The organism is Xanthomonas sp. PPL134, from assembly GCF_040595915.1.
Lineage (GTDB): Bacteria > Pseudomonadota > Gammaproteobacteria > Xanthomonadales > Xanthomonadaceae > Xanthomonas_A > Xanthomonas_A indica.
Window position 1 is genome coordinate 1244971 of record NZ_JAMDLL010000001.1, and the last position, 25535, is coordinate 1270505.

Annotated in this window: 19 protein-coding genes; 7 read left to right on the top strand and 12 right to left on the bottom strand. The window is 68.9% G+C overall.

All coding sequences use genetic code 11. The features are described 5' to 3' along the window. Positions 1 to 39 precede the first annotated feature (39 nt). The 7 genes from M3U25_RS05390 (at position 40) to acnB (ending at position 7798) form a co-directional block, all read left to right on the top strand. Entirely contained in the window at positions 40 to 1092 is a 1053-nt protein-coding gene (locus M3U25_RS05390; protein ID WP_355499354.1) for an ABC transporter substrate-binding protein, read from the top strand. 11 nt (positions 1093 to 1103) lie between these two features. Further along, positions 1104 to 1937, top strand: a complete 834-nt coding sequence (locus tag M3U25_RS05395) for an ABC transporter ATP-binding protein (RefSeq protein WP_160946664.1) — start codon at positions 1104 to 1106, stop codon at positions 1935 to 1937. Further along, positions 1921 to 2697, top strand: a complete 777-nt coding sequence (locus M3U25_RS05400; RefSeq protein ID WP_355499351.1) for an ABC transporter permease — start codon at positions 1921 to 1923, stop codon at positions 2695 to 2697. Before M3U25_RS05395 ends, M3U25_RS05400 begins: the two co-directional genes overlap by 17 nt. A 119-nt stretch (positions 2698 to 2816) precedes the next feature. Next, a complete protein-coding gene (locus tag M3U25_RS05405) occupies positions 2817 to 4265 on the top strand; it encodes a porin (RefSeq protein WP_355499348.1) in 1449 nt (482 codons plus the stop codon). A gap of 221 nt (positions 4266 to 4486) precedes the next feature. Then, positions 4487 to 4750, top strand: a complete 264-nt coding sequence (locus M3U25_RS05410; RefSeq protein ID WP_010343322.1) for an AbrB/MazE/SpoVT family DNA-binding domain-containing protein — start codon at positions 4487 to 4489, stop codon at positions 4748 to 4750. Further along, the gene (locus tag M3U25_RS05415; RefSeq protein ID WP_019798091.1) at positions 4747 to 5154 is read left to right on the top strand and encodes a type II toxin-antitoxin system VapC family toxin; all 408 of its coding nucleotides are present in this window, start codon (positions 4747 to 4749) and stop codon (positions 5152 to 5154) included. Before M3U25_RS05410 ends, M3U25_RS05415 begins: the two co-directional genes overlap by 4 nt. Positions 5155 to 5206: 52 nt before the next feature. After that, complete coding sequence (acnB, locus tag M3U25_RS05420; protein WP_355499344.1) at positions 5207 to 7798, top strand: bifunctional aconitate hydratase 2/2-methylisocitrate dehydratase; 2592 nt, start codon at positions 5207 to 5209, stop codon at positions 7796 to 7798. 135 nt (positions 7799 to 7933) lie between these two features. Here acnB and M3U25_RS05425 read toward each other — a convergent pair whose 3' ends face one another. The 12 genes from M3U25_RS05425 to M3U25_RS05480 all read right to left on the bottom strand — a co-directional run bounded on the left by M3U25_RS05425 (position 7934) and on the right by M3U25_RS05480 (position 25337). Next, positions 7934 to 10531, bottom strand: a complete 2598-nt coding sequence (locus M3U25_RS05425; RefSeq protein ID WP_355499341.1) for an EAL domain-containing protein — start codon at positions 10529 to 10531, stop codon at positions 7934 to 7936. 3 nt (positions 10532 to 10534) lie between these two features. Next, the gene (locus M3U25_RS05430; RefSeq protein ID WP_242161293.1) at positions 10535 to 11608 is read right to left on the bottom strand and encodes a chemotaxis response regulator protein-glutamate methylesterase; all 1074 of its coding nucleotides are present in this window, start codon (positions 11606 to 11608) and stop codon (positions 10535 to 10537) included. Further along, positions 11605 to 12207, bottom strand: a complete 603-nt coding sequence (cheD, locus tag M3U25_RS05435) for a chemoreceptor glutamine deamidase CheD (protein ID WP_048489105.1) — start codon at positions 12205 to 12207, stop codon at positions 11605 to 11607. The genes M3U25_RS05430 and cheD overlap by 4 nt, the downstream gene beginning before the upstream one ends. Beyond that, positions 12204 to 13070: a CheR family methyltransferase gene (locus tag M3U25_RS05440; protein ID WP_017917563.1), complete on the bottom strand. Its 867-nt coding sequence runs from the start codon at positions 13068 to 13070 to the stop codon at positions 12204 to 12206. Before M3U25_RS05440 ends, cheD begins: the two co-directional genes overlap by 4 nt. A gap of 97 nt (positions 13071 to 13167) precedes the next feature. Then, positions 13168 to 15402, bottom strand: a complete 2235-nt coding sequence (locus M3U25_RS05445; protein ID WP_355499335.1) for a methyl-accepting chemotaxis protein — start codon at positions 15400 to 15402, stop codon at positions 13168 to 13170. Positions 15403 to 15808: 406 nt separating this feature from the next. Next, positions 15809 to 18034 carry a methyl-accepting chemotaxis protein gene (locus M3U25_RS05450; RefSeq protein WP_355499332.1) on the bottom strand — a complete coding sequence of 742 codons (2226 nt, stop codon included), beginning with the start codon at positions 18032 to 18034 and terminating at the stop codon, positions 15809 to 15811. A 166-nt stretch (positions 18035 to 18200) separates the two neighbouring features. Then, positions 18201 to 20585: a methyl-accepting chemotaxis protein gene (locus M3U25_RS05455; protein WP_355499329.1), complete on the bottom strand. Its 2385-nt coding sequence runs from the start codon at positions 20583 to 20585 to the stop codon at positions 18201 to 18203. A gap of 100 nt (positions 20586 to 20685) precedes the next feature. Next, positions 20686 to 21048, bottom strand: a complete 363-nt coding sequence (locus M3U25_RS05460; RefSeq protein WP_355499882.1) for a hypothetical protein — start codon at positions 21046 to 21048, stop codon at positions 20686 to 20688. 194 nt (positions 21049 to 21242) lie between these two features. Next, complete coding sequence (locus M3U25_RS05465; RefSeq protein WP_019796102.1) at positions 21243 to 21737, bottom strand: chemotaxis protein CheW; 495 nt, start codon at positions 21735 to 21737, stop codon at positions 21243 to 21245. A gap of 121 nt (positions 21738 to 21858) precedes the next feature. Beyond that, the gene (locus M3U25_RS05470; RefSeq protein ID WP_355499325.1) at positions 21859 to 22641 is read right to left on the bottom strand and encodes a flagellar brake protein; all 783 of its coding nucleotides are present in this window, start codon (positions 22639 to 22641) and stop codon (positions 21859 to 21861) included. A 60-nt stretch (positions 22642 to 22701) separates the two neighbouring features. Further along, a complete protein-coding gene (locus tag M3U25_RS05475; protein WP_355499322.1) occupies positions 22702 to 24909 on the bottom strand; it encodes a methyl-accepting chemotaxis protein in 2208 nt (735 codons plus the stop codon). Further along, positions 24906 to 25337: a hypothetical protein gene (locus tag M3U25_RS05480; RefSeq protein WP_355499879.1), complete on the bottom strand. Its 432-nt coding sequence runs from the start codon at positions 25335 to 25337 to the stop codon at positions 24906 to 24908. The genes M3U25_RS05475 and M3U25_RS05480 overlap by 4 nt, the downstream gene beginning before the upstream one ends. Positions 25338 to 25535: the final 198 nt, after the last annotated feature.

Here is a 25535-nt window from a genome sequence, read left to right on the forward strand (position 1 = left end):
CGACCGACAACGCACACGCTTCAATCCTGGGAGGGATCGATGTTGTCCAGAACGTTCTTCACCGCGGCGCTCGCCGCGGCCGGCCTGCTGCTCCTCACCGCCTGCGGCAAGGGCGGCGGCGATGCGGCGAGCGCCGACGCCACCCCGGTGCGCATCAGCGTCGGGTCCTACAATCTCAACAACCTGCCGTTCTTCATCGCCGACGCCAACGGCTACTTCGACCAGGTCGGGGTCAAGGTCAAGACCGAGAACTTCGCCCAAGGCGGCTCCAAGGTACTGCAGGCCTTGGTGGCCAACTCCACCGACGTGGCGGTGGGCTTCTACGACCACACCATCCAGATGCAGTCCAAGCGCAAGGACGTGGTTGCCTTCGTGCTGCTCTCGCGCAATTCCGGGCTGGTGCTGGCCGGGCGCAACGACACCGCCTTCGATCCGGCCAGGCCGCAGACCATCAGGGGCCTGAAGGTCGGCATCACCGCGCCGGGGTCCTCGTCCGACTTCTTCGTGCGCCATTACCTCTCGCGCAACGGCATCCCCGAGAGCGCGGTGTCGTTGATCGGCGTCGGCTCCGGCGCGGCCGCGGTGGCGGCGCTGGAGCAGGGCAAGATCGACCTGCTGGTCAACTACGATCCGGCGGCGACCCTGATCAGCGAGCGCAGGATCGGCAGGATCCTGATCGACGCGCGCAGCGATGCCGGTGCGCGCCAGGTCTACGGCGGGCTGTACCCGACCTCGGTGATGTACGCCAACCGCAGCTTCCTGGAAAAGCGGCCGCAGGATGCGGAGAAGATCGTGCGTGCCGAGCAGATGGCGCTGCGCTTCATCGCCGACCACTCCGCCGAGGAGATCGTCGCGGCCTTGCCAGATGCCTACGTCTCCGGCGACCGCGCCACCTATACGCGGGCGGTGGAGAACGCCCGCGCCATCTTCACCCGCGACGGGCGCTTCGTCGCCGCCGACCTGGAAACGCCGTTGACCGTGCTGCGCGCGTTCAACAAGGACGTGGCGCGCGCGGACATCGATCTGTCCAAGACCTACACCAACGCCTTCGTCGACCGCGCCAGCGGTGCGGGCAAGGCGGCCCAACCGTGAGCGGAGGAACCATGGCACGCAACGCGACTGTGCAGCGCCTCAACGGCGCGCCGCACCTCGATCCGGCGCAGACGATGGTCGCGATCAACAACGTCACCATGTCCTTCGGCGATTTCACCGCCGTGCGCGACGTGGACATCCAGGTCGCCGATGGCGAGTTCCTGGCCATCGTCGGCCCCACCGGTTGCGGCAAGAGCACCATCCTCAACTCGGTGGCGGGGCTGCTGTCGCCGTCCGCTGGCCAGGTCGTCATCGATGGCCGCCCGGTCGCCGGCGTGCAGGAAGCGGTCGGCTACCTGTTCCAGCAGGATGCGCTGCTGCCGTGGAAGACCGCCTTCCAGAACGTGGAGCTGGGCCTGCGCTTCCGTGGCGTGGCCGAGGCCGAGCGCAGGCAGCGCGCCAATGCCTGGCTGGCCAAGGTCGGCCTGGCGGGGTTCGAGCACCGCTACCCGCACCAGCTCTCCGGCGGCCAGCGCAAGCGCGTGCAGATGGCGCAGGCGCTGATCGTCGAGCCGAAGGTGATCCTGATGGACGAGCCGTTCTCGGCGCTGGACATCCACACCCGCCACCTCATGCAGAACGAACTGCTGCGGCTATGGCAGGAGCAGCGCCGCTCGGTGATCCTGATCACCCACGACCTGGAAGAGGCGATCGCGCTGGGCGACCGCGTGGTGGTGCTGTCCTCCGGCCCCGCCAGCCGCGTGGTGCGCAGTTTCGACGTGGACCTGCCGCGTCCGCGCAACGTCGCCGAGATCAAGCTCGACGCGCGTTTTACCGACCTGTACCGCGACATCTGGGCCTGCCTGCGCGGCGAAGTGGAGAAGAGCTATGCACGCCAAGACTGACAAACTCATCCAGCTCGCGCTGGTCGTGGCCGTGTTCGGCGGCTGGGAGGGCGGCATCGCCCTGGGCCTGATCGACCCGTTCTTCTTCCCCGCGCCGACCGCGATCGTGCAGCAGGCCTGGACCTGGCTGTCCGATGCCGGCTTCTACCAGCACGTCTACATCACCCTGACCGAAACCGCGCTCGGCTATGTCATCGGTACCGCGCTGGGCGTGGCCGGCGGCGTCTGGCTGGGCCTGAGCCGGCGCTCGGCGCGGATCCTGGATCCCTTCATCAAGGGATTCAACGCGATCCCGCGCGTGGTGCTGGCGCCGATCTTCGTGCTGTGGCTGGGCCTGGGCCTGTGGTCGAAGGTGGCGCTGGCGGTGACCCTGGTGTTCTTCACCACGTTCTTCAACGCCATGCAGGGCGTGCGCGAGGTCAATCCGGTGGTGCTGGCCAATGCGCGCATCCTCGGCGCCAACCGCCGCGACCTGCTGCGTCACGTGTACTTCCCCGCGGCGGCGAGCTGGATCCTGTCGTCGTTGCGCACCTCGGTGGGCTTTGCCGTGGTCGGCGCAATCATCGGCGAATACCTCGGCGCCTCCGCCGGCCTGGGCTACCTGATCGCGCAGGCCGAGGGCAACTTCAATGCCGTGGGTGTGTTCGCCGGCATCATCATCCTGGCCGCCTTCGTGCTGCTCATCGATGCGCTGCTGGACGTGATCGAGAACCGCCTGATCACCTGGCGTCCCAACGCGCAGAACCAGGCCACCAGCTGACCACGGCCGCGCGCCACCGGCCAGGCCGGTGGCGCGCCTGTCGCGCGCATCACATCCCCCGCACCATCGCAACGGGCCAGCGCCAGGCCAGGCGCCCGGCTGGCCGGAGAGACCCATCCATGCATCCCCATCCCGTGCTGCCCCGCGCAGCGCTGACGCTGGCGCTCGGCCTGCTGCTCGGCGGCGCCAACGAGGCCGCTGCGCAAACCGTGCCGGCCGCGCCGGCCACGTTGAGCCAGGCCGAACTGACCGCGCTGGTGCGGCAGCAGGCGCTGCAGATCCAGCAACTGCAGGCGCGGCTCGACGCGCTGCAGGCCCCCGCCGCGCCGAGTCCGGCGCCCGCCACCACGGCGTCCGCCACCGCCGCGCCGGCGCTGGAAGGCCGCGTCGCCGCGCTCGAATCGGCGCAGGCCAAGGCGCCGAAGGTGTCGTGGTCGAAGGGCGCCCCGGAGTTCGCCAGCGCCGACGGCAACGTGGTGTTCCGGCCGCGCGGCCGCCTGTTCGTCGATGCCTCCAGCACCGACGGTTCCGCTGCCAGCCAGCGCAACCTGTCCGGCACCGAGATCCGCTCGGTGCGACTCGGCGCCGAAGGCCGCTATGGCCAGCTCGGCTGGGTGGTGGAGGGCGACTTTGCCGACAACGCGGTGGCCTGGAAATCGGTGTACGCCAGCGTCGACCATCGCCTGTTCGGCCTGCCGGCAGAGCTGAGCGTGGGCAATCGCCTGAACGACCGCGGCATCGATGGCGCCAGCAGCACGTCCAACACCCCGTTCCAGGACCGCAACGTGGTCGGCACGCTGATCCTGCCGCACCGCGGCCTGTTCGGCGTCGGCCTGACCGAGCGCATCTACGGGCGCCACTGGCACGCCAGCCTGTCGGTGGCGGGCAACGACCTCAACAATGCCGGCGACGACAACGACAGCCTGACCTGGGCGGCGCGCGCGCACTGGAATCCGCTGGCCGGCAAGGCCGCGACCGTGCACCTGGGCGCCTGGGCCTTCCACGAGGAGATCGCCGCCGGCGCCAGCGGCGTGCTGCGCAGTTCGGCGATCGCCGGCCATTTCAACGACCAGGTCCGGATCGCGCCGGGAACGCTGCTGGGCGCGCAGCGCAGCGACGGCTACGGCGCGGAGCTGGCCGGGGTCGTCGGCCCGGCCTGGGCCAGCGGCGAGTGGGGCACGCGCAATCTGCGCGGGCGCGACGCGGCCGGCGGCTACGATCTGGATCACCAGGCCTGGGCGGTGTCGGCCGGCTGGTTCCTGTCCGGCGCGCTGCCCGCGTATGCCGGCAAGACCGGCACCTGGGGCCGGGTCAAGGTCGCCGATCCGGCCACCGCCGGCGGCGCCGGGGCCTGGGAACTGAAGCTGCGCTACGAAGACGTGGACTACGCCGAGCTGCCGAGCGGCGGCCGCGGCCATGCCTGGACGCTGGGGACCAATTGGTACCTCAACGATGTCAGCCGACTGATGCTCGACGTGATCCGCTGGCAGACCGACAACCGCAGCGGCACGGTGCAGGGCAGGGACCAGGGCACGACCTTCAACACCCGCCTGCAGGTGGCGTTCTGAGCCGCTGAAAGAGGGAGGGGCGGCCCTGCATTCGCGCGGGTCACCGGCACGGCGTTCCCGCGCGGGCGTGCGGCGGCTGCCGAGGAGGCCGCGAGGTCGTTGCGTGTGGCGGGCACAGCGCCCGGGTACCTGACCGGGCGCTGTGCCGCGGCGCGTCCGTCGCTGGCGGTATGGCTGCCCGAGTATGTATAATCCGTGCATACCGAACCGGGCCTACACCGATGGAAGCCACTGTCGCCGAACGCGGTCAGATCACCCTTCCCAAGGCCGTGCGCGATGCGCTCGGCCTGAGCAAGGGCACCATCCTGAAAGTGGAGCTGGACGGCGGCCGGATCATCCTGCGCAAGAGCGTGGACGATGCCATCTCGCGCGCCCGTGGCCGCTTCAAGCTCGACGGCTTCGCCAGCACCGACGAAGCGATGCGTGCGATCCGCGGCCGCGCCCCGGGCGATCCGTTCGAACCCGAACCCGACGCCGGCGCATGATCGCCATCGACTCGTCCGTGCTGGTGGATCTGCTGGCCGACGGCCCGCAGGCCGACGCCGCCGAAGCCTGCCTGCGCCAGTGCCTGAGCACCGGCCCGGTGGTGGTCTGCGACATCGTCCTGGCCGAAGTGTGCAGCGCGCTGCGCGACGGCGCCGAGGCGTTGTCGGTGCTGGAGGACATGAGCATCCGCTTCAGCGCGCTGGAGGCCAAGTCGGCCTTGCGCGCCGGCGAGATGCAGCGCCGCTTCCGCGCCCGCGGCGGCAAGCGCGAGCGGGTCGTGGCCGATTTCCTGATCGGTGCGCATGCGCTGCTGCAATGCGATGGCCTGATCACCCGCGACGACCGTTTTTTCCGCGATTACTTCAAGGGCTTGAAGATCATCGTCCCCAAGCCTGCCGGCTGACGCCGCGCAACCGCTACCGCTCATTCCCACCGTTTTTTCCCGGAGAACCCGCATGTTGGAAGCCTACCGCCACCACGTTGCAGAGCGCGCCGCGCTCGGAATCCCGCCGCTGCCGCTGAGCGCGCAGCAGACCGCGCAGGTCATCGAACTGCTGAAGAATCCGCCGGCCGGCGAAGAGCAGTTCCTGGTCGAACTGCTGAGCCACCGCGTGCCGGCCGGCGTCGACGACGCCGCCAAGGTCAAGGCGTCGTACCTGGCCGCGGTCGCCTTCGGCAGCGAGAAGACCCCGCTGATCTCGCCCACCCGCGCCACCGAACTGCTGGGCACCATGCTCGGCGGCTACAACATCCATCCGCTGATCGAACTGCTGGACAACCCGGAGCTGGGCGCGGTCGCCGCCGAAGGCCTCAAGCACACGCTGCTGATCTTCGACGCCTTCCACGACGTGCAGGAGAAGGCCGAGGCCGGCAACGCGCACGCCAAGGCCGTGCTGCAGAGCTGGGCCGAGGCCGAGTGGTTCACCAGCAAGCCGGAAGTGCCGCAGAGCCTGACCATCACCGTGTTCAAGGTGCCGGGCGAGACCAACACCGACGACCTGTCGCCGGCGCCGGACGCCACCACCCGCCCGGACATCCCGCTGCACGCGCTGGCGATGCTCAAGAACAAGCGCGACGGCGCGCCGTTCGAGCCGGAAGAGGACGGCAAGCGCGGCCCGATCCAGGCCATTGCCGACCTCAAGGCCAAGGGCCACCTGGTCGCCTACGTCGGCGACGTGGTCGGTACCGGTTCCTCGCGCAAGTCGGCGACCAACTCGGTGCTGTGGTGGACCGGCGAGGACATCCCCTACATCCCCAACAAGCGCTTCGGCGGCGTGTGCCTGGGCTCGAAGATCGCGCCGATCTTCTACAACACCATGGAAGACGCCGGCGCGCTGCCGATCGAGCTGGACGTGTCGCAGATGGAGCACGGCGACGTGGTCGAGCTGCGTCCGTACGAGGGCAAGGCGTTGAAGAACGGGCAGGTGATCGCCGAGTTCGCGATGAAGTCCGACGTGCTGTTCGACGAAGTGCGCGCCGGCGGCCGTATCCCGCTGATCGTGGGCCGCGGCCTCACCGCCAAGGCGCGCGAGTTCCTGGGCCTGCCGGCCTCGAACCTGTTCCGTCTGCCGATGGACCCGCCGGACACCGGCAAGGGCTTCTCGCTGGCGCAGAAGATGGTCGGCCGCGCCTGCGGCCTGCCGGAAGGCCAGGGCATGCGCCCGGGCACCTACTGCGAACCGAAGATGACCTCGGTCGGCTCGCAGGACACCACCGGCCCGATGACCCGCGACGAGCTGAAGGACCTGGCCTGCCTGGGCTTCTCCGCCGACCTGGTGATGCAGTCGTTCTGCCACACCGCGGCGTACCCGAAGCCGGTGGACGTCAAGACCCACCACACCCTGCCGGAGTTCATCTCCACCCGCGGCGGCGTGTCGCTGCGTCCGGGCGACGGCGTGATCCACAGCTGGCTCAACCGCATGCTGCTGCCCGACACCGTCGGTACCGGCGGCGACTCGCACACCCGCTTCCCGATCGGCATCTCGTTCCCGGCCGGCTCCGGTCTGGTCGCCTTCGCCGCCGCCACCGGCGTCATGCCGCTGGACATGCCCGAGAGCGTGCTGGTGCGCTTCAAGGGACAGATGCAGCCGGGCGTGACCCTGCGCGATCTGGTCAACGCGATCCCGCTGTACGCGATCAAGCAGGGCCTGCTGACCGTGGCCAAGCAGGGCAAGAAGAACATCTTCTCCGGCCGCATCCTGGAAATCGAAGGCCTGCCGGAGCTGAAGGTGGAGCAGGCGTTCGAACTGTCCGACGCCTCGGCCGAGCGGTCGGCCGCCGGTTGCACGGTGCGCCTGAACAAGGAGCCGATCGTCGAGTACCTCACCAGCAACATCACCCTGCTGAAGTGGATGATCGCCGAAGGCTATGCCGACGCGCGTTCGCTGGCGCGGCGGATCAAGAAGATGGAGGAGTGGCTGGCCGACCCGCAACTGCTCGAGCCCGATGCCGATGCCGAATACGCGGCGGTGATCGAGATCGACCTGGCCGACATCCATGAGCCGATCGTGGCCTGCCCGAACGACCCGGACGACGTGAAGACCCTGTCCGACGTGGCCGGCGCGGCGATCGACGAAGTGTTCATCGGCTCGTGCATGACCAACATCGGCCACTTCCGTGCCGCGGCCAAGCTGCTGGAAGGCAAGCGCGACATCCCGACCCGCCTGTGGGTCGCGCCGCCGACCAAGATGGACGCCTCGGAGCTGACCAAGGAAGGCCACTACGGCACCTTCGGCGCCGCCGGTGCGCGCATGGAAATGCCGGGCTGCTCGCTGTGCATGGGCAACCAGGCGCAGGCGCGCGAGGGCGCCACCGTGTTCTCGACCTCCACCCGCAACTTCCCCAACCGCCTGGGCCGCAACACCAACGTGTACCTGGGCTCGGCGGAACTGGCGGCGATCTGCTCGCGCCTGGGCCGGATCCCGACCAAGGACGAGTACATGGCCGACGTGGGCGTGATCAAGACCAGTGGCGAGCAGATCTATCGCTACATGAACTTCGATCAGATCCAGGACTACCAGGACGTGGCCACCACGGTCGCGGCCTGATCGGTCCGGCGATGCGCTGACGCGACGGTGCCGTGCATCCGGCACCGTCGCCACGAAGAAGCCCGGCAGTGCCGGGCTTTTTTGTGGGTGTTGCTGCGTTTCGGGGCGCGGTCGATCTGCCGCGCTCGCGTGGGCTTACGTCTGCGGCGCGGGCGCGCGTCCCTGCAGCCAGTGCTCCAGCGCCGCGGCAGGCAGCGCCGGTGCGAACAGGAAGCCCTGCAGCACGCGGCAGCCCAGCCGCGCCAGAAATGCACGTTGCGCTTCGGTCTCCACGCCCTCGGCGACGGTGTGCAGGCCCAGGGTTTCGCCGATGCGCAGCACCGAAGTGGTCAGGGCGCGCGAGGTCTGGCAGTGCTCCAGGTCGCTGACGAAGCTCATGTCCAGCTTCAGTTCGTTGACCGGCAACTGGTGCAGATGGCTGAGGCTGGAATAGCCGGTGCCGAAGTCGTCCAGCGACAGCAGCACGCCGCCGGCCTGCAGCTGGCGCAGGTTGGCCAGCACCGCATTGGGGTTGGAAAGCATGACGCTCTCGGTCATCTCCAGGGCCAGGTCGGCCGGCTGCAGACCGGAGGCGGCGAGCAGGCCCTCGACCCGCGCCGGCAGCTGCGGATCGGCGAAATTGTTGGCCGACAGGTTCACCGCCACGCGCGGCACCGGGATGCCGCGCAGGCGCCAGTCGGCCATCTGCCGGCAGGCCTCGCGCAGGACCCAGTGTCCGAGCTCGTCGATCAGGCCGCATTCCTCGGCCATCGGCACGAACCGCGACGGCGAGATCGCGCCGAGGTTGGGATGCTCCCAGCGCAGCAGCGCTTCCACGCCGTACAGCGCATGCGGCGCCTGGCTGTCCAGTTGCGGCTGGTAGTGCAGTTGCAGCTTGTCGCGATGCAGGGCGTCGCGCAGCGCGGTCTCCATCGCCACGCGTTCCTGCGCCATGCGGTTCATGTCGGAACTGAAGTAGCACACGCTGTCGCCGCCCTCGCGCTTGGCCCGGAACATGGCCAGGTCGGCATGCCGCAGCAGGGTCTCGATGTCGCGGCCGTCGTCGGGGAACATCGCCACGCCGATGCTGGCGCTGGGGTGCAGGGTCACCTGGCCGACCACCAGGGGCTCGGCCAATGCCAGCAACAGGCGCTCGGCGACACCGGCGGCCTGCGCGACGCTGCAGTTCGGCAGCATCAGCACGAATTCGTCGCCGGCCTGGCGGCCGACCAGGTCGGTCATGCCCAGGGTGTCGCCGATGCGATGGGCGATGTCGCGCAGCAGGCCGTCGCCGGCGGCATGGCCCTGGGTTTCGTTGACACGCTTGAAGCGATCGATGTCCACGAACAGGATCGCCACCGGCGCCCCCTGGTGCTCGGCCGCGGCCAGCGCCTGCTCGGCGCGGGCGCTGAACATCACCCGGTTGGGCAAGCCGGTGAGCGAATCGTAGAAGGCAAGCTGGTGCACGCGTGCCCTGGTCTGCTCGCGCTCCAGCGCCAGCGCGCACAGATGCACGCACAGTTCGATCAGGCGCAGGTGCCAGGGCAGCGGCTCGCGCACCTGCCGGTAGCACAGCGCGAAGCTGCCGAGGACGCGGCCGCTGCTGGACTTGATCGGGGTGGCCACGCAGGTGCCCAACTGCACATGCTGCACCAGCCCCATGTAGTCGGCGAACAGCGGGTCGGTGCGCGGGTCGAGCACCAGCACCTGCTTGCTGCGCCAGATCGAGGTGGCGAGGGCGCCGGAGCGCGGTCCCGCGCGCATGCTGGTCATGGTCTCGCCGAACTGCGCCGGCATGCTCGGTGCCGCCAGGGGCTGCAGGCAGCCGCTGCCGTCGACGCTGACGATCGCGGCCATCAGTTCCGGCGCGATGCGCTCGACCTCCTTGCAGATCAGCGTGGCGACCTCGACCAGCGGCTGTTCGCGGACCAGCGCATCCAGCACGTTCTTGTGCAGCACCTCGTGCATCTTGCTCTGGGTGATGTCGGTGAACGAGAGGATGTAGTGCTGTTGGCTGCCGTCCTCTTCGGCGATGGGGGTGGCCACCAGGGTGGCCCATAGCGGGGTGCCGTCCTTGCGGTACACCAGGATGTCGGTCTGGTGGCCGAAGCCGGCGCGCACGCGTTCGCGGGTGTGCTGCACCGTCTGTAGGTCGGTGCCGGGGCCGGTCAGCACGTTGCTGGGCAGGTGTCCCAGCACGTCGCGCTCGGCGTAGCCGAACACCTGGCTGAAGCCGGCGTTGACGTAGAGAATGTTCAATTCCGGATCGCAGACGACGATCGCGTTGTCGCTGGAGTCCAGCGCGAGCGACAGCAGCCGCATCCGGGCATCGCGGGCGCGCTCGGCGCTGACGTCGCGCACGAACAGCACCTGCAACTGGCTGGTGTTCTGCGGCACCCGGGCCGCGCTTACCGCCAGCCAGCGCGCGGCGCCGTCGGCGTCGCGCAACAGCAGTTCGTAGCTGCCGCTGCCGTCCTCGTGCAGGCAACTGGCGAGGAAGTCGTTGCGCACCTCGGCGTCGACCAGCTCGCCGAGCGGATAGCCCAGCACCTGCGCGCGCGGACGGTTCCACAACGCTTCGGCGGTGTGGTTGAAGGCGACCACGCGCGCCTTCGCATCGATCACCAGCACCCCTTGCGGGGCGTAGTGCAGGCAGTGCAGCAGATCGAGTTCGGAGCAGGCCGCGGCCGCGCGCGCCGTTTCCACACTGGGGTCGCTGGGGACGCTCGATGTGGTGGCGCGGCGGCCCGGCATGCGTCAGCGGGCCTGCGCGGACAGCGCGATCAGGCGCTCGGCGATCTTGTCCAGCGGCAGCACCTCCTGCGCCGCGCCCAGGCGGAAGGCGGTGCCGGGCATGCCCCAGACCACGCTGGTGGCCTCGTCCTGGACCAGGGTGCTGGCGCCGGCCTGCAGCATTTCCAGCAGGCCGCGTGCGCCGTCGTCGCCCATGCCGGTGAGGATCGCACCGATGGCGTTGGCACCGGCGTTGCGCGCCACCGACTGGAACAGCACGTCGACCGCCGGCTTGTGCCGGTTGACCGGCGGGCCGTCGTCGATCTTGCAGCGCCAGCGGGCGCCGTCGCGGATCACCTGCAGGTGCTTGCCGCCGGGCGGCAGGTAGGCATGGCCGGGCAGGATCGCTTCGCCTTCGGTGGCCTCGCGCACGGCCATCGCCGAGTGCCGGTTGAGGCGGTCGGCGAAGGCGGTGCTGAAGCCGGCCGGCAGGTGCTGGGTCATCACCACCGCCGGGGCGTCGGCCGGCATGCCTTCCAGGACCACGCGCAGCGCCTCGGTGCCGCCGGCGGAGGCGCCGATCGCGATCAGCCGGTCGGTGGTGCGGAACTTCAGCGAGGACACCGCGGCGGGCGTGGCGGTGGCACCGGCCGGCTTCGGCGTGGCCGGCCGGTCCAGGGCGCGGACCTTGGCCTTGGCCGCGTTCTTGACCTTGGCGATGATCTCTTCGGCGTATTCCTCCAGACCGCGGGCCACGTCGAGCTTGGGCTTGGAGACGAAGTCGACTGCGCCCAGCGACAGCGCCTGCAGGGTGGTGTCGGCGCCGCGCTCGGTGAGCGAGGAGATCATCACCACCGGCGTGGGCCGCAGCCGCATCAGGTTTTCCAGGAACGCCAGGCCGTCCATGCGCGGCATTTCCACGTCCAGGGTGATGACGTCCGGATTCAGGCGCTTGATCTTCTCGCGCGCCAGCAGCGGGTCGGCGGCCGAGCCGACCACCTCCACGCCGGGCGCGCCGGACAGGATCTCGGTGAGGATCTGCCGCACGACCGCGGAGTCGTCGACGATCAGGACACGGCAAGGGGCTTCCAGGCTCATTCGAACAACTCCACGGCGCCGGTGACAGGGGCTTTGGCCAGACGGGCGCGCACCGCCGACTCGGCCGCGGCGATCTCGGCCTCTTCGTGCGCGTGCGGCAGGCGCTGCACGACCACGCGGCCGGTGCCGGGGAAGAACCAGATCTTGCGCGGATGGATGCCGCGCAGATCCTCGGCCACCACCGGGATCTGCTCGGCCTTGAGGTAGTTCAGGACGAAGTCGGCGTTGCGCGTGCCGACCGGGTTGTTGGTGAAGCCCTTGAGCACGTTGCCGCCGCCGAACACCTTGGCTTCCAGGCGGTTGCGGGCGGCGCCGCGCTTGAGCAGGTCGTTGATCAGCACTTCCATCGCGTAGCTGCCGTAGCGCGCCGGCGCGCCGTCGCCGCTCTGGCCGTCGGGCAGCATGAAGTGGTTCATGCCGCCGATCTTCAGCAGCGGGTCGCGGATGCAGGCGGCCACGCACGACCCCAGGATGGTGGTCAGCGCGGTGTCGTCGTCCACCACCAGGTACTGGGTGGGCAGCAGCTTGGCGGCCGTCGTCTGGAAGCGCGTATCGTGATAGCGCATCACCTGGTCTACAGCCATGGCGGCGGGGCTCATGCGCGGTCCTTTTGCGCCCGGCGGTACAGCGTGCGGCCGCAGGGCTGGATCAGGTCGGCGGCATGCAGATAGTTTTCCGAATGGCCGGTGTAGAGCATGCCGTCGTCGTCCAGGTGCGGGATCAGCCGCGACAGGATGCCGCGCTGGGTGGGCTTGTCGAAATAGATCATCACGTTGCGGCAGAACAGCGCCAGGTAGGGCCCGGCGACGTCGTAGCGCGGCTCCAGCAGGTTGAGCTGGCGGAACTCGAGCAGGTCGCGCAGCGCCGGCAGCACCCGGCACTGGCCCTCGTTGGCGCCGCTGCCGCGCTGGAAGTACTTGCGCTTCAGCGCCGGGTCCAGGCTGGCGACGCGCTCCAGCGCGTACACGCCGCGCGAGGCGGTGGCCAGCACCTGGGTGTCGACGTCAGTGGCCAGGATCCGCACCGGCGGGGTCAGCGTGCCGAACGCCTCGCAGGCGGTGATCGCCAGCGAGTAGGGTTCCTCGCCGGTGGACGAGGCGCAGGACCAGATCTTCAGCGGCGCCGCGCCGGAATGCTTCTGCAGCTCCTCGCGCAGCCGCTCGAAATGGTGCGGTTCGCGGAAGAACGAGGTCAGGTTGGTGGTCAGCGCATTGGTGAACGCCTCCCATTCGTCGCCGCCGTCGCGCTCCAGCCAGTCCAGGTAGTCGCGGAAGGAGCGCAGCCCGAGCACGCGCAGGCGCCGCGACAGCCGGCCGTAGACCATGTCGCGCTTGGCCGGGGCCAGGGCGATGCCGGCCTTCTGGTAGATGAGGTCGCAGACCCGCTTGAAATCGCGGTCGCTGAAGTCGAAGTCGCGATTGTCGGAACCGGAGGAGGGCGAAGCGGGAGTCTGGATGGCCATGGTGCGCAGCGATGGTCGGTCAACCGGGTTATCGGCCGGGAATGGACGAAATTGACAGCCGGCGGTCAGGAACGGCCGCCGGCGGTGGCGTCGCTGCTCAGAACTCCTGCCACTGCGCCTCGCTGGCGCTGGCGGCGACCGCGGCAACGGGGCGCGGCCGTGGCGCCGGCCGGGTCCTGGCCCGGGCCGGGGCAGGCGCGGCGTGCGCGAGCGGCGCGTTGGCGGCTGCGCCGTGGTAGGTGTCCAGCTTGAACGCGGCGATGGCCGCGCCGAGCTGCCCGGCCTGGTCCTCCATCGAGCGCGCCGCGGCGGTGGCTTCCTCAACCAGCGCGGCGTTCTGCTGGGTGCTCTCGTCCATCTGCACCACGGTCTGGTTGACCTGTTCGATGCCGGCGGACTGCTCCTGCGACGCCGCGGCGATCTCGCCCATGATGTCGGTGACGCGGCGCACCGAGGTCACGATCTCGCTCATGGTACGGCCGGCCTGGTCCACCAGCGCCGAGCCTTCGGCGACGCGGCCGACCGACTCGTCGATCAGGGTCTTGATCTCCTTGGCAGCACTGGCCGAGCGCTGGGCGAGGGTGCGCACTTCGCTGGCGACCACGGCGAAGCCGCGGCCCTGGTCGCCAGCGCGGGCGGCTTCCACCGCCGCGTTCAGCGCCAGGATGTTGGTCTGGAAGGCAATGCCGTCGATCACGCCGATGATGTCGGCGATCTTCTTCGACGAGGCCTCGATGCCGTTCATGGTGGTCACCACCTGGCCGACCACCTCGCCGCCCTGCGAAGCGACCGCGGCGGCGCCGGCGGCGAGCTGGTTGGCCTGGCGTGCATGCTCGGCGTTCTGCTTCACGGTGGAGGTCAGTTCCTCCATCGACGCGGCGGTGCGCTCCAGGCTGGCCGCCTGCTGCTCGGTGCGACGCGACAGGTCGTGGTTGCCGGCGGCGATCTCGGTCGAGGCGACATTGATGTTGGCGGCGGCGGCCTGGATGCGGCCGACGATCGCAGCCAGTTGCGCGGCGGTGGCATTGGCGTCGTCGCGCATGCGCCCGAACACGCCGTGGTACTCGCCGTGCATGCGCGCGGTCAGGTCGCCGGCGGCGATGGACTGCAGCAGCGTCGACAGCTCGCCCAGGTTGCGGTCGCTGACCGCCATCATCGCGTTGAGGTCCTGCACCATCGCACGGAAGCCGAACTGGAAGCGGTCCGGATCGCCGCGCGTGCCGAACGCGCCGGCCGCGGCCGCCTCCGCCAGCTGCTTGATCTGGTCGCTCATCGCGGTCAGGTTCTGCTTGGCCATGTCCATGGTTTCGGTGAGCACGGCCTTTTCGCCGGGCAGGCGGTCCATGTCCTCGGACAGGTCGCCGATGGCATAGCGCTGGATGATCTGCAGCAGGCGCATCTTCACCGCGATGTGCGAGGCGACCAGCTCGTTGGTGCCCTTGACCATCTGCCCGTACTCGCCGGGGAAGGCGGTCTCGTCCATGCGATAGCTGATGGTGCCGCGCGCGTGCTGCTGCGCCATCTCGTCCTGAGCGCGGATCACCGCGTGGATGCGCGAGCGCATGACCAGCATGTCGTCCATCAATTCGCCGATCTCGTCCTGGCCGTGCGGGTAGGTGGCGCCCTCCAGTTCGCCGCGGGCCACCGCCTGCGACAGGCGCTTGGCCGCGTGCAGCTGGCGGGCCATGCCGCGCGCGATCAGCCAGGCGGTGACGCCGGCGAACAGCACGGCCAGCGCGAGCAGCGCCAGGATCAGCGTCTTGGTATTGGCCATCTGGCGATGGGCGAGCTCCATCTCCCGGTTCAGTTCGGCGACGTTGTACTCGGTCAACGCCACGATGCGCTCGAACAAGGTCCGGCGCAGCGCCCGCGAGCGGTCATCGGAGATGCTCTGCGCCGCCGCCACGTCGCCGGCGCGCAAGGCGGTGCCCATCTCGGTATTGGCCTGCAGATAGGCCTTCAGCGTTTCCTGGACGCCGGCGTACATCTGCACCTGCTTGGGGTCGCGCATCATCGCGGCGATGACCTGCTGGTGCTTGGCCACCTCGTTGCGCACCTTCTGCATGCGCTTGAAATAGTCGGCCTGGGCTTGCGGATCGTTGGCGCGCGCCAGTTGCGCCAGTTCGTAGGTGCGGAACTCGCCCAGTTGCGCGCGCACCTCGGACAGGGCCTGGGTCGCCGGCACCCAGTCCCGCTCGATGTGCCGGAGTTCGGAGATCGACAGGTTGGTGCGGGAATAGGTGAACGCGCCCAGCACCAGCGTCAGCAGAGTGGTCAGGGCGAAGGCGCAGATCAGCTTGTCGCGGATTTTCAGATGCGGGAGCACGTTCATGGGCGTTCCATGTGCGGTAACGGGGTGGAAACCGGGGGGGAGAAGGGGGGCCGCGGCGTCAGCTGGCGGCGAGGGGGCGAGGCGAGGGCGGCGCGCAGGCGCGCCACCGGTCGAGGCCGGCGCGTGCCATGCGCGCGCGGCTCCAGTGCCTGGATGGCTGGCGCGAAACCACGGACAGAACCTGCGGGCACGCGTCGACGCGGCGCGGTGGCAGGAGACTGGACGATGGTGGATGTGGACGGCAAGGCATCACGTGCTCCCTGAACGGTCGCGGCCGTGACCCGGCGGTGTCATACCGGGCACGGAGCGTGATCTGATATCGACTAGTGCGGCGATTGCTTGAACCGTGCCAGGGTGCCAATCGCCATGCCGTGCCTGATTGTGTCTATTGCAACGGTATGCCCGCTCAATCGGTCTCGGTGGTCGAGGCGGCGGTGCGGACCAGCCGCAGCGCTGCCGGCCGCGCCGCGCCGCGCACCGGCGTGCCAGTCGCATGCGCCGCCGCAGCGCCCGGGCCGGCCGGGATCGCGTCCAGCCGGAACACCGCCGCGGCCTCGCCGAGCCGGCGGCCCTGGTCTTCCAGCGCCCGCGCCGAGGCGCTGGCTTCCTCGACCACGGCGACGTTCTGCTGGATCGCCTGGTCCATCTGCGCCACGGTGCGGCTGACCTGCTCGATGCCCATCGACTGCTCCTGCGAGGCCGCCGAGATCTCGCCCATGATGTCGGTCACCCGCTGCACCGAGGCCACGATCTCCTGCATGGTGCGGCCGGCCTGGTCGACCAGGACCGAGCCTTCGCTGACGCGGCCGACCGAATCGTCGATCAGCGTCTTGATCTCCTTGGCGGCGTTGGCCGAGCGCTGCGCCAGGGTCCGCACTTCGGTGGCGACCACGGCGAAGCCACGGCCCTGTTCGCCAGCGCGCGCGGCTTCCACCGCCGCGTTCAAGGCCAGGATGTTGGTCTGGAAGGCGATACCGTCGATCACCGAGATGATGTCGGCGATCTTCTTCGACGAGGCCTCGATACCGCTCATGGTCTCGACCACGCGGCCGACCACGTCGCCACCCTGCGAGGCGACCGAGGCGGCGCCGGCGGCCAACTGGTTGGCCTGGCGCGCGTGCTCGGCGTTCTGCTTGACGGTGGAGGTCAGTTCCTCCATCGAGGCGGCGGTCTCTTCCAGGTTGGCCGCCTGCTGTTCGGTGCGGCGCGACAGGTCTTCGTTGCCGGCGGCCAGTTCGGTGGTGGCGCCGTGGATGCTGCGTGCCGCGGTCTGGATGCGGCCGACGATGTCGGCGAGCTGGTCGGCGGTGGTGTTGGCGTCCTCGCGCATCTGCGCGAACACGCCGTGGAAGTCGCCGTGCATGCGCGCGCTCAGGTCGCCGGCGGCGATGGACTGCAGCAGGGCCGAGAGCTTGCCCAGGTTGCGGTCGCTGACCTCCATCATCGCGTTGAGGTCCTGCACCATCAGCCTGAAGTCGTGCTGGAAGTGCTCGGCGTCGCCGCGCACGCTGAAGTCGCCGGCCGCGGCGGCCGCGGCCAGGCGCTTGATCTCGGTGTTGATCGCCAGCAAGCTGGCCTTGGCCGCGTCCATCGATTCGTGCAGCACCGCACGGCTGCCGGGCAGGCGGCGCGCGTCGCGATGCAGGTCGCCGTTGGCGTACTCGTTGAGCACGGCGATGGCATCGACGATGGCATCCAGGTGCTCGAACATCATGCGGTTGATGCTGGCGGCCAGTTCGCCGTATACGCCGGGGAAATCCTCCGGCATGCGGTGGGACATGTCCTTGTCGGCGTGCAGCACGGCCATCCGCGCGGTCTCGCTGGAGAAGCGTTCCAGCATCCGGATCATCTCGCCGGTGGCGCGCAGCATCTCGCCGGCCTCGTCGCGGCCGGGGTTGTCGATGCGCACGCTGAGATCGCCGCGCGACACCGCGCGGATCGCGTCCAGGCTGCGCGACACCGGCCGCAGCACCGAACTGCCGATCAGCCAGTTGATGCCGAAGGTGAGCAGCACCAGGATGCCGCCGGCCAGGGTCATGACCCCGGTGAAGATCAGCGCCTGCGCCTGCACGTCGTCCATGTAGACGCCGGTGCCGATGACCCAGTGCCATGGCGCGAACGGCGCGTTGTAGGAAACCTTCTCCACCGGCGTGGTGTTGCCGGGCTTGGGCCACAGGTAGTCGACATAGCCGCCGCCGGCCTCGGCCGCCTTCACGAAATCCCGGAAGATCGGCTTGCCGTCGGCACTGAGCACCTGGCCGATGTCCTTGCCGATCAGGTCCTTGCGGGTGGGGTGCATCAGCATGGTCGGGTGCATGTCGTGCACGTAGAAGTAATCCACGCCGTCCCGGGCGCGCATCGATTCCAGGGTGCGCAGGGCGGTGCGCTGCGCCTCGTCCAGCGGCATGCTGCCCTTGTCCACTTCGGCCGCATAGGCGCGGACCACGCCCAACGCCAGCTCGATCTGGCTCTTCAGCGCCTGCTCGCGCGTGTTGCGGATGTCCAGGTACTGCATCCGCGCGGCGATCACCGCCAGCAGGACGATACCGGCGCCCAGCAGGATGGTCTGCCACAGGAACTTGCGGCGCAGTGGCAGATCCGAGAGGCGGGTGAGCAGCGAGCGAGACGACATCGACCAGTTCCTTGGAAGGTACCCAGGGATTTAGCGGCCCCGGCAACGATGAAATTGAGCGTGTGGCGCGACCGATTCGTAGACAATCCGCGCGCCGGCGTCGCCATCAAAAAAATCCCCGGCGCGGAGGCCGGGGAGGGGGATGCAGCGACAGGCCGGGCCGGTCTCAGAACTCCTGCCAGTCGGAATCGGCCAGCGCGGGTTCGACCTTGCGGGCGCGCACCGCCGCCGGCTTGGCGGAGGCGATGGCCGTCGGCTTCTTCGCCACCGGTGCCGGCTTCGGCGCGGCCACGGCCTGCGGTGCATGCACCACCGCGGCCTGGGCGGACTGCTCGACGCGGAAGATCGACACGGACTCGATCAGCTGGCCGGCCTGCTCTTCCATCGAGCGGGCGGCGGCGGTGGCTTCTTCCACCAGCGCGGCGTTCTGCTGGGTGGTCTCGTCCATCTGGGTGACGGTCTGGTTGACCTGTTCGATGCCGGCGGACTGCTCCTGCGAGGCCGCGGCGATCTCGCCCATGATGTCGGTGACGCGCTGCACCGAAGCCACGATCTCGGTCATCGTCTGGCCGGCCTGGCGGACCAGGGTCGAGCCGTTGGTCACCTGGCCCACCGAAGCGTCGATCAGACCCTTGATCTCCTTGGCGGCGTTGGCCGAGCGCTGCGCCAGGGTGCGCACTTCGCTGGCCACGACCGCGAAGCCGCGGCCCTGTTCGCCGGCGCGCGCCGCTTCGACGGCGGCGTTGAGCGCCAGGATGTTGGTCTGGAAGGCGATCCCGTCGATGACGCTGATGATGTCGCCGATCTTCTTCGAGGAAGCCTCGATGCCGCTCATGGTCTCGACCACGCGGCCGACCACGTCGCCACCTTGCGAGGCCACCGACGCCGCACCGGCGGCCAGTTGGTTGGCCTGACGCGCGTGCTCGGCGTTCTGGCGCACGGTGGAGGTCAGTTCCTCCATCGAGGCGGCGGTCTCTTCCAGGTTGGCGGCCTGCTGTTCGGTGCGGCGCGACAGGTCGTCGTTGCCGGCGGCGATCTCGCCGGCCGCGGCGTTGATCGCGTTCGCCGACTGCTGGATGCGGCCGACGATGGCCGCCAGCTGTTCGGCGGTGGCGTTGGCGTCGTCGCGCATGGTCGCGAACACGCCCTGGAAGTCGCCGTGCATGCGCGCGGTCAGGTCGCCCTGCGACAGCGCAGTCAGCAGCTTGGACACTTCGCCGATGCTGTCGCCGTTGGCCTGCAGCAAGCCGTTGAGCTGCTGCGCCAGCTGCAGGAAGAAGCCGTACTTGCCGTCGAGGCCGACGCGCCCGCTGAGGTCGCCGGCGGCGGCCTCGCGCACGATCTTGGCCACTTCCTGCTCGACCTGCGCTTCCAGGGTGCGGTCGCGCGCTTCGCAGACGAAGCCGATGTGGTTGCCATGCGCGTCGCGGATGGCGGTGATGGTCTGGGCGAGGCGCGCGTCGGCATAGACCATCTCGCGCTCCATGAAGCCATTCTTTTCCAGCTCCGACAGGGTCTTGGGGTCGTGCTGATTGCCGTACTCCAGCACCGTCACCTGCGAGCCGACCAGCGGCAGGCTCGAATCGAAGGCCGGCGCCACCGATTGGATCTGCTGGGCGTACTTGTCGGTGAGGCCCTGCATCGACGGGTTGGCGTAGACGATGCTGTAGTCCAGGTCGACGATGAACATGCCGGTGGAGGAATTGTCCAGCGCGGTGCGGATGCGCAGGTTCTCGGCGGCGACCGCGGCGTCGCGCTCGATGCGCCCGCGCAGGTCCTGCTGCATGCGCTTGAGCGCCTGCATCAACTCGCCGATCTCGTCCTTGCCGTTGGCATCGATATGCCCGTCCAGCTTGCCGCCGGCGACGTCGCTGGCCACCTTGACCGCATCGCGTACGCTGTTGGCCAGCATCCGCCCGAACAGGAAGGCCATGCCGATCGCCGCGCCAAAGCTGATCAGCAGGCAGACCAGCAGGGTCGCCGAGGCCTTGCTGTAGGTGCCGCTGGCGGCGTCGGCCGCGACCTTGGCCTGGCGGTCGTTCTCGGCGATCAGCGCAATGACGTCGTCCACCACCTTGTTGTGCAGAGTGCGGGTTTCGCCGGTGAAGGTGTCGATGGCGTCGTCATGCAGGTCCAGCTGCAGCATTTCGTTGACGGACTGGTAGGAGGCGCTGGCCTTCTTCCAGTCGGCGACCAGACGGTCGTAGATAACCTTTTCCTGCGGGCTGCCGATCCTGGGCGGATACTTGGCCAGGATCTGGTCCATCTGCTTCTTCAGCGCGATCGCGCGCGCCGCCGACTCCTTCTTCAGCGCATCGCTGCTGCGGATCAGACTCTGATAGGCGGCGTTGCGATACTCGCCCAGGATGCCGCGCATCTCGCCGCCGGTGCGCACACTGGGCACGACCTGCGCGGAGACATTACTGGTGACGCCGTTGAGCGAGTGAAGGCCGCGATAGGCGGCAATGCCCTGGATCAGCATCAACGCCAGCACGACGCCGAATGCCAGCATCAGCTTGGGCATCACCTTGAGATCTTTTATCCACTGCATGAGCGGTTCCCGTGAATTCGGAGGGGGCGACAAGGCACAAAAACGGCAAGCGCCACCGTGCCGGACCGTCTGTACGGGTCCAGCGCGGTGGCGCAAAGGCTTACTTGATGGTCGCCAGCTTCAGGCTGGACGGCGCGCTGACCTGGATTTCGGCACGCGAGCTGTCGCGCTCGATCTTGCCGATCACGCACACGTCCTTGCCTTCCAGGGTTTCCGGCGCGAAGCCGAACTTGCTGCGGTCGGCGCCGGCGATGCGGGCGGAGAAGGTGTGGCGCGGGAACATGCCGCCCATGTACAGGAAGGTCGGCTCGCCTTCGGAATTCTGTGCGTACTTGGCTTTCTCGACCTTGCCGCAGACCATGCCGTCCTTGCCGACGAAACGGGTGGCCATCTCCGGCGGGATCATCTGCTGGGACTGGGCGAAGGTGCTGGGGCTGGCGGCGAACAGCAGGACCAGCAGCATGGGAAAGCTCGGTTTCATGGAACGACTCCTTAAGGGCGGGGGGATGAAGTGAGGGCCGTGTGATGCCAGCCGCTCTTCAGCTATCGGCCTGGAACCGGTTAACTTGATTCTCGCAACTGATAAACAGTTCGCATTTCAAATAAAAAACCCGCCGTCAGGCGGGTTTCGTCTACAGCCGGGCGAACCGCCGTCCGTCAGGCGGCTTCGTCGACGTGGGCGTGCTGCTGGCCGAACTCGGCGCTGTCGAGCAGGGTCTCGATATCCAGCAGAATCAACATCTTGTCGTCCTGGGTGCCGATGCCCGAGATGAAGCGGGTGTCGACCGCGGCACCGAACTCGGGGGTCGGGCGGATCTGCTCTTCGTTCAGCGGAATCACGTCGGAGACGCTGTCCACGACGATGCCGACCACGCGGTTCTCGACGTTGAGCACGATCATCACGGTGAAGGCGTCGTAGCGCGCTTCCTTCAGGCGCAGCTTCAGGCGCAGGTCGATCACCGGCACGATGGTGCCGCGCAGGTTGATCACGCCCTTGATGTACTCGGGGGCGTCCGGGACCCGGGTGACCGAGTCGTAGCCGCGGATTTCCTGCACCTTGAGGATATCCACGCCGTAGTGTTCTTCGCCGAGGGTGAAGCTGAGGAATTCGCCGCCGGTGGCGCCGGAGGTGGAGGTGGTCTTGTCGTTCATCGTGTGCTCCTGGTGCGCACGGGATTGCGGAGGGTGGCGTGGGTGGGAAAGCGCGACTCTGATGCTAGATCGGCGCGGCGCCGCCGAACTTTAGGCCCGAACGGCTGGTCGCTGCCGGCGTTCAGGAAAGCACGCCGCTCTTGCGGGCGCTGCGCTGGCGCTCGATGCGGAACACGTAGCGCTGGATGGCCGCATCGGCGCCGCGCGGCAGGTCCAGGAAACGCATGCCCACCCGCAGCGTGTCCTGGCCGTTGGCGAGCTTGGAGACATACATGTTGCAGACCTGCAGGGTCAGCCGGATGGCATCGGCGTCGGGCAGCTGCAGGATGCAGTTCGGGCAACTCTGCTGCAGCTGCGGCATGGGCTGGCCCTGCACCAGCGCCACCGCCAGGCCGCCGCCGCTGATGTCCACCACGCGCAGCTTCAGTTCCACCTGGCCGGCGTCGTCCTCGAAACGCAGCACGCACAGCGGCGATTCGGTGACCGGGGTCTCCAGGCGGAAATGCTCGCGCCGCTGCAGGTAGTACAGCGACTCCGGCAGCGCGGCGCGGAAGCCGGACTGGCCGTTGTGTTCGGTGCGCTCGGGGCGTTCGATGCGGAAACGTACCCGCACCTTGTCCAGCTGCGCGAAGCACAGCAGGTACTCGGCCTGCTCGGCGGCGCGATTGGAGGCTTCGTTGACGCTCAGGTCCAGCAGCACGCTGTCCTCGTCCAACTCCAGCAGCGCGGTGGAGAAGGCCTGGTCGCGGCCGCCCACGTGCGCGCTGACCTGCGAGCGCTGCTGGATCAGCGACTGCAGCAACTGGCGGATCTGTCGCGGCTTGGTCAGCAGGAAGCGGTCGTCCTCCACCTCTTCTTCCGGCGAAGACGGGACGGGGGAGTCGCTGGGAGTGCCTTCGGCCATGGTCGACAGTGCGTACGGGAGGTGGGTGGGGCGGCACCGCGTCGGATCGCCCCACGCATGCTATCGGCTGAGCAGGGCGTTTTTGTAGCCCGGCTGCGCGTTGCCGCCGGTGGCGACGGCGCTCAGCCGCGGACGCTGCTCCAGGGTGAAGGATGCCACGGCGCGTGCCAGTGCGCCTGCCTCCTGTTCCATCGAGCGGGCACTGGCGCTGGCTTCCTCGACCAGGGCGGCATTCTGCTGGGTGGCCTCGTCCATCTGCGCGATGGTCTGGTTGACCTGCTCGATGCCGGCCGACTGCTCCTGCGAGGCCGCGGCGATGTCGCGCATGATGTCGGTGACGCGCTGCACCGACGCCACGATCTCGCGCATGGTGCCGCCGGCCTGATCGACCAGGGCCGAGCCTTGGGTGACGCGGCCGACCGAATCGTCGATCAGGGTCTTGATCTCCTTGGCCGCATTCGACGAACGCTGGGCGAGGGTGCGCACCTCGCTGGCGACCACGGCGAAACCGCGGCCTTGTTCGCCGGCACGCGCGGCTTCGACCGCCGCGTTGAGCGCCAGGATGTTGGTCTGGAAGGCGATGCCATCGATCACCGAGATGATGTCGGCGATCTTCTTCGAGGACGCCTCGATGCCGCTCATGGTGGTGACCACCTGGCCGACCACGCTGCCGCCCTGCGAGGCGACTGCCGCCGCGCCGACCGCCAACTGGTTGGCCTGGTGCGCATGCTCGGCATTTTGCTTGACCGTGGAGGTCAGTTCCTCCATCGAGGCGGCGGTTTCCTCCAGGCTGGCGGCCTGCTGCTCGGTGCGGCGCGACAGGTCGTCGTTGCCGGCGGCGATTTCGCCGGCCGCGGTGTTGATCGCATCGGAAGCACCCTGGATCTGCCGCACGATCGCCGACAACTGCTCGGCGGTGGCGTTGGCGTCGTCCTTCATGTTTGCGTACACGCCCTGCAGGTCGGCGTCGATGCGCCGCGACAGGTCGCCCTCGGCGAGCGCGCGCAGCATCTGCTGGATGTGGCCCAGGCCGGAGGCGCTGGCGGCGAGCATGGCGTTGATCTGTTCGCCCAGCTGCAGCAGGAAGCCGTGCTTGCCGTCCAGGCGGATGCGCCCGCCGAGGTCGCCGGCCACCGCGCCGCGCACGATGCCGGCGATCTCTTCTTCCACCGCCACTTCCTCGGTGCGGTCGGCCCACTCCACCACGAAGCCCAGGCGGTGGCCGGCCGCGTCGGTCACCGGATTGACGATCAGGCGCATGGTGTGGCCGCCGACGCGGATCTGCGCGCGGTGGGTGCCCTTCAACTCGGCGAGCATGCGCGCCTGGTGTTCGGGATGGCGGTGGAACACGTCGATGGTCTTGCCCAGCAGCGCGCTGGCGTCGAACTGGGGAAGGTCGCGGCGCAGGTCGTCCTGCACGTCGCTGAGCATCTGCAGCAGCGGCCGGTTGACGTAAACGATGCGGCGTTCGGCGTCGGCGATCATCACGTTGGTGGTGACGTCGTCCAGCGCGCTGCGGATGCGCTGGTTTTCGCGCTGGGCCTCGCTGTCCTGTTCGCGGCTGTGCAGCAGTTGCGCGTTGGCCGCGACCAGGGTGTGGGCGATGGAGCCTTCCGGCAGGGTCAGCGCACGGATCGCCTCCGGCAGCGGTTGCTGCTGGGCGATGGCGCGCGCGGCCTGCGCCAGGTCGTGCGGATCGTGGCCCACGTCCAGCAGTTGCCGGCGCATCTGCACCGCCATCGGCACCAGGATGGCCGCTTCCACCGCCACGTACAGCGCGTGGATGGCCAGGATGCCGAGCCCGGCGTCGGCGGTGAACACGCGCACCGGCAGGCCGCGGTGCTGCAGCCAGAAGAACAGCACGTGGTGCACGGCGATCGCCGCGGCGGCGACCACGATCGGACGCCAGTCGCGGTAGTACAGCAGCAGGGCGATCAGCAGGATGACCCCGAAGTGCACCTCGATCATGCCGCCGGCCTGCTGGATCAGCGCGGCCGCAAGCACCATCAGGCCCAGCGCCACGGTGCAGCGGCTCAGCAGGCTGCCCGGGTACAGCTTCACCTGCAGGGCGACGAACACCAGGGTCGGCAGGCTGACCGTCAGCCACAACGTCCACGCGCCCTGATGCCAGGCGGCGACGAGGCTGGCCAGGGTGGCCAGCACAGAGACCGCGACGAACAGCCGGTCGGCCTGTGCCGCCAGCCTCTGCAGATAGACGTAGCGCTCTTGGCCGATGAGAAGACTGCCTGGGTGAGGCGACGTGCTCATGCGAGGGATTCCTTGGAGTCGGTGGGGCATCCGCACGCGGCGGGGGAGATCAGCGGCGATGCACTGCCGCTGGCGAGCAATCGGGGGATCAGCGCAGCCGCGGCGATGGACGTGCCGCATCCGCCCAGTTGGGCCGGGCCGGCATAGATCAGGCGGGCCTGCGCATCGAAGACGATGAGCGCGTAGGGCAGGGTCGGCGGTGCCGCGCGGTCGCGCAGGTCGACGCTGCGAATGCCTGGCAGGGACGCCGTTGCCGGTGTGGCGCACGCGCAACCGGCCACGCGCAGGCGGAACGCGACGGGCTGGCCGGCGTTGGCGGCGGCCGGCGCGAAGGCCAGCAGGCGCGCCCGAATGCCCTCGGCGCTGTCGGCCAGTGGCGGTGTGGCGAACGCGACCAGGTGCGCAATGGCCCAGACGCTCCACACCACCAGCAGCAACAAACCCAGCGGCAATCGCAGGAAACGCCGCGGTCGGTCGGCATCCGGGGAGGGTGTCTGCATGGAAGGCGGCCAGGACGGCGCCGGCACTTACCGGCTGTTCACGTTATCGACAATGGCTATCGTTCCTTAAGGTGGCATTCATCGCATTTCACGCTCCGGTCACGTTGCCAGTTCTCGATTCGAGGC

What these genes read in the sequence shown, in the direction of transcription:
- M3U25_RS05465 (WP_019796102.1), bottom strand. Translation starts at nt 21,737, where the DNA reads ATGAACGACAAGACCACCTCCACCTCCGGCGCCACCGGCGGCGAATTC.
- acnB (WP_355499344.1), top strand. Translation starts at nt 5,207, where the DNA reads ATGTTGGAAGCCTACCGCCACCACGTTGCAGAGCGCGCCGCGCTCGGA.
- M3U25_RS05470 (WP_355499325.1), bottom strand. Translation starts at nt 22,641, where the DNA reads ATGGCCGAAGGCACTCCCAGCGACTCCCCCGTCCCGTCTTCGCCGGAA.
- M3U25_RS05430 (WP_242161293.1), bottom strand. Translation starts at nt 11,608, where the DNA reads ATGAGCCTGGAAGCCCCTTGCCGTGTCCTGATCGTCGACGACTCCGCG.
- M3U25_RS05460 (WP_355499882.1), bottom strand. Translation starts at nt 21,048, where the DNA reads ATGCTGCTGGTCCTGCTGTTCGCCGCCAGCCCCAGCACCTTCGCCCAG.
- M3U25_RS05410 (WP_010343322.1), top strand. Translation starts at nt 4,487, where the DNA reads ATGGAAGCCACTGTCGCCGAACGCGGTCAGATCACCCTTCCCAAGGCC.
- M3U25_RS05440 (WP_017917563.1), bottom strand. Translation starts at nt 13,070, where the DNA reads ATGGCCATCCAGACTCCCGCTTCGCCCTCCTCCGGTTCCGACAATCGC.
- M3U25_RS05400 (WP_355499351.1), top strand. Translation starts at nt 1,921, where the DNA reads ATGCACGCCAAGACTGACAAACTCATCCAGCTCGCGCTGGTCGTGGCC.
- M3U25_RS05475 (WP_355499322.1), bottom strand. Translation starts at nt 24,909, where the DNA reads ATGAGCACGTCGCCTCACCCAGGCAGTCTTCTCATCGGCCAAGAGCGC.
- M3U25_RS05415 (WP_019798091.1), top strand. Translation starts at nt 4,747, where the DNA reads ATGATCGCCATCGACTCGTCCGTGCTGGTGGATCTGCTGGCCGACGGC.
- cheD (WP_048489105.1), bottom strand. Translation starts at nt 12,207, where the DNA reads ATGAGCCCCGCCGCCATGGCTGTAGACCAGGTGATGCGCTATCACGAT.
- M3U25_RS05445 (WP_355499335.1), bottom strand. Translation starts at nt 15,402, where the DNA reads ATGAACGTGCTCCCGCATCTGAAAATCCGCGACAAGCTGATCTGCGCC.
- M3U25_RS05450 (WP_355499332.1), bottom strand. Translation starts at nt 18,034, where the DNA reads ATGTCGTCTCGCTCGCTGCTCACCCGCCTCTCGGATCTGCCACTGCGC.
- M3U25_RS05390 (WP_355499354.1), top strand. Translation starts at nt 40, where the DNA reads ATGTTGTCCAGAACGTTCTTCACCGCGGCGCTCGCCGCGGCCGGCCTG.
- M3U25_RS05455 (WP_355499329.1), bottom strand. Translation starts at nt 20,585, where the DNA reads ATGCAGTGGATAAAAGATCTCAAGGTGATGCCCAAGCTGATGCTGGCA.
- M3U25_RS05405 (WP_355499348.1), top strand. Translation starts at nt 2,817, where the DNA reads ATGCATCCCCATCCCGTGCTGCCCCGCGCAGCGCTGACGCTGGCGCTC.
- M3U25_RS05425 (WP_355499341.1), bottom strand. Translation starts at nt 10,531, where the DNA reads ATGCCGGGCCGCCGCGCCACCACATCGAGCGTCCCCAGCGACCCCAGT.
- M3U25_RS05395 (WP_160946664.1), top strand. Translation starts at nt 1,104, where the DNA reads ATGGCACGCAACGCGACTGTGCAGCGCCTCAACGGCGCGCCGCACCTC.